Origin of the sequence: Enterobacter cloacae complex sp. SYL003 (genome assembly GCF_049236925.1) — a bacterium.
GTDB lineage: Bacteria > Pseudomonadota > Gammaproteobacteria > Enterobacterales > Enterobacteriaceae > Enterobacter > Enterobacter intestinihominis.
The window spans coordinates 1-3,352 of the sequence record NZ_JBMKJK010000049.1; the positions used below are offsets into that span (position 1 = coordinate 1).

Sequence of the window (3,352 nt, forward strand, 5' to 3'; positions counted from 1 at the left end):
ATGCCTCGGGCATCCAAGCAGCAAGCGCGTTACGCCGTGGGTCGATGTTTGATGTTATGGAGCAGCAACGATGTTACGCAGCAACGATGTTACGCAGCAGGGCAGTCGCCCTAAAACAAAGTTAGGCATCACAAAGTACAGCATCGTGACCAACAGCAACGATTCCGTCACACTGCGCCTCATGACTGAGCATGACCTTGCGATGCTCTATGAGTGGCTAAATCGATCTCATATCGTCGAGTGGTGGGGCGGAGAAGAAGCACGCCCGACACTTGCTGACGTACAGGAACAGTACTTGCCAAGCGTTTTAGCGCAAGAGTCCGTCACTCCATACATTGCAATGCTGAATGGAGAGCCGATTGGGTATGCCCAGTCGTACGTTGCTCTTGGAAGCGGGGACGGATGGTGGGAAGAAGAAACCGATCCAGGAGTACGCGGAATAGACCAGTTACTGGCGAATGCATCACAACTGGGCAAAGGCTTGGGAACCAAGCTGGTTCGAGCTCTGGTTGAGTTGCTGTTCAATGATCCCGAGGTCACCAAGATCCAAACGGACCCGTCGCCGAGCAACTTGCGAGCGATCCGATGCTACGAGAAAGCGGGGTTTGAGAGGCAAGGTACCGTAACCACCCCAGATGGTCCAGCCGTGTACATGGTTCAAACACGCCAGGCATTCGAGCGAACACGCAGTGATGCCTAACCCTTCCATCGAGGGGGACGTCCAAGGGCTGGCGCCCTTGGCCGCCCCTCATGTCAAACGTTAGGCGTCATGCATGAACCACACCGTCCCCGCAGAGGTATCCGCTCAGGTGCGGATAGTCGTCGACGTCATAAAGTCACATTTGGAGCCTGTGCTTCTTGCCATTTGTCAATGGCCATTAATTTTGACCCACCTTTGGCCAATAAAATTGACCCACCCTTGCACGTTTAACCCGTTGTTTTCTGTTTCAGCCGATAGCTCTCTCCTCCCAGCATAAAGATGTGTGAGTGATGGATGATTCGGTCGATGATCGGTACTGCCACGTTGTCGTCGTGGAAGAACTCGCCCCAGCAGGTGAAGTCCTTGTTGGTGGTCAGGATGATAGACCGGTATTCGTACAGACTGTTGATCAGCTGGAACAGGTTGTAGCGGGCCTGCCGGGTCATGGGCAGGTAGCCCAGCTCATCGATGATCAAGAGGTCGACCTTGCTCAGCTGGCTGATTTTCTTTTTCAGCTCGCCCTTCATTTCTGCCAGCTCCAGTTCTTCCACCAACTCCAGCGCGGTGCGAAACAATACCCGGTATCCGGCCTCGACGGCCTTGTGGCCAATCCCGATGGCCAGGTGGGTCTTGCCCACGCCTGGCGGGCCGATGAAGATCACGTTGTTGCGCTCGTCGATGAACCGGAAGTCCAGCAGGCTGTTGATCTGGCGCTTGCTGATGGTGGTCTGGTGGCGATAGTCAAAGCCCTCCAGATGCTTGTGCGCAGGAAAGCCTGCCGTCTTGTAATTGCGCTGTACCCGGTTGGCCTGACGCTGCTGGAGTTCGTATTCAGCCAGTCGCTGTGCAAAGCTCAGGAACGACATTTCACTGGCTTCGGCCTCGGCCAGTAACTGGGCGAGCTCTGCGGCGATGGAGGTCATGCGCAGGCTACGGTACTGGGCGGCAGTCTGTTCAAGCATGCCCATGGGTCACCTCCTGGCCAGTCGAGCGGCCAAGCTGTCGGTATGCACTCAAGTCCAGCTCTGACGGAGCCTCTGGCACGGGCTCAGGCAGACGCTCACGCCGGCTGGCCAGCTGGGTGGCCACCAGATACGCTTCGATCTGTCGGGCGGTCAGGCCCGGCTTCTGGCTCAGGTTCAACAGCATGTCCCGTTCAACAGGTGCGTGCTTACTCAGCAGGTTGCGTACTGCGAACAGTTGATCCTTATAGACCTTGGGCAAGGATCTCCGCAACTGATCACACAAGGCCAGGCTGAGTGCCTCGTCGCCCACCAGTACTTGAATGTCCTGCTCCAGCTGCTGCCGGCGCTGGGCATGGTCACGGTAGTGGTGGGTGTTTTTGATAATCTGACCTTTGCCGCCCGCCAACGCATGCTGGGCAATCACTTCGCCAGTTTGTAGATCAATCACATGCAGCTGGCTGTCGTCTTCCAGCACACCGACACGGCTTTGCTGCCAGGCCATGGGCACAGAGTACTTGTTGGCCTTCCAGGAGATCAGTCCGGTCTTATCCGCCTTGCGGGTCTCACGGGCTTCAGATGTGACGCAAGAGGGTGACAGGTAGGGCTTGAGCAGAGCCTGTTCGTCACGTTCAAAACGCAGCTGAGGTGCCTCACCTGTGGTGCCGTGTGCCCGCACATTGGCGACCTTGTCCAGCCAGTGATGCACATGCTCGCGCAGGTGCTGCTCATCACGGAAGGTCTCGCCGTAAAAGCAGTCCTGCTTGACGTATTTGACGCCCGCTTCAACCTTGCCCTTGCTCTCGGGGTCATAGCCTTCGCAAGCATGGATACGAAAGCCGGCTGTGGTGGCGTACTGATGAAAACGCTCGTTGAGGGTCAGCTCCCGGTATTTCTCCTCAATCACCACCAGCTTGGTCTGGTCGTACACCAGCTCTTCAGGCATGCCGCCAAAGTAGCGCAGCGCTTCGTCATGCAGCTGGATGAACTGCCGGGTATCCAGCGGCTTAAACGACAGGCCCACATACATCAGCCGCGAGTACGCCAGCACAAACACAACAAAGTGCACCACTGTTTCCACGCCACCAATCAGCACGTTACGCAGCTCGCCCGGGTCAACCTGGCACTGCACACCCGGCACCTCATCAACCACCGGCTCGTAATATCGGTGCTGACCGGTTGCAACCTCTTCCTTCAGCGCGCTGACGTAACGACGAATACTGCGCTCGGAGGTCGGCAGCTCACCCAGTTTCTCCTTGAGCTTGCGGGCAATCTTGACTGCACTGAGCCCGGGAAAGCTGGCCAGCAAGCTGATCAGGTATCCCCGGTAGGTGTCGAGCTGTTTGCTGCGGACAGGGTTATCCAGCTTGCGGGCAGTGGTTGTTTCATCCTGACGCAGATACTTGCGCACGCTGTTGCGCGAGATGCCCAGCTCCCGGCTGATGGCCCGAATGGAAAGTCCTTTGCCATCGTCATGTAATGATTTTATTTTGTGTATCACGTTCCACCTCATCATCAGAACGGTTCCCGGCCTGCCAAAAGGCTGGGAACCCTATCTGCATTTCTGGCCGGTTGGCCACCTTGGGGTGGGTCAAAATTAATGGCCAGGGCACTGTTGCAAAGTTAGCGATGAGGCAGCCTTTTGTCTTATTCAAAGGCCTTACATTTCAAAAACTCTGCTTACCAGGCG

3 protein-coding genes are annotated in these 3,352 nt (G+C 56.5%); 1 reads left to right on the forward strand and 2 read right to left on the reverse strand.

The window, feature by feature from the left end; translation table 11 throughout:
- Positions 1-145: 145 nt before the first annotated feature.
- Positions 146-700 carry an aminoglycoside N-acetyltransferase AAC(6')-Ib3 gene (locus tag ACOT1A_RS24420; protein ID WP_032488579.1) on the forward strand — a complete coding sequence of 185 codons (555 nt, stop codon included), beginning with the start codon at positions 146-148 and terminating at the stop codon, positions 698-700.
- A 227-nt stretch (positions 701-927) separates the two neighbouring features.
- Here the strand turns inward: ACOT1A_RS24420 and istB are convergent, their stop codons facing one another.
- The gene (gene istB / locus ACOT1A_RS24425; protein ID WP_012695455.1) at positions 928-1,668 is read right to left on the reverse strand and encodes an IS21-like element helper ATPase IstB; all 741 of its coding nucleotides are present in this window, start codon (positions 1,666-1,668) and stop codon (positions 928-930) included.
- The gene (istA, locus tag ACOT1A_RS24430) at positions 1,655-3,163 is read right to left on the reverse strand and encodes an IS21-like element ISCfr8 family transposase (RefSeq protein ID WP_077249983.1); all 1,509 of its coding nucleotides are present in this window, start codon (positions 3,161-3,163) and stop codon (positions 1,655-1,657) included. The genes istB and istA overlap by 14 nt, the downstream gene beginning before the upstream one ends.
- Positions 3,164-3,352 lie beyond the last annotated feature (189 nt).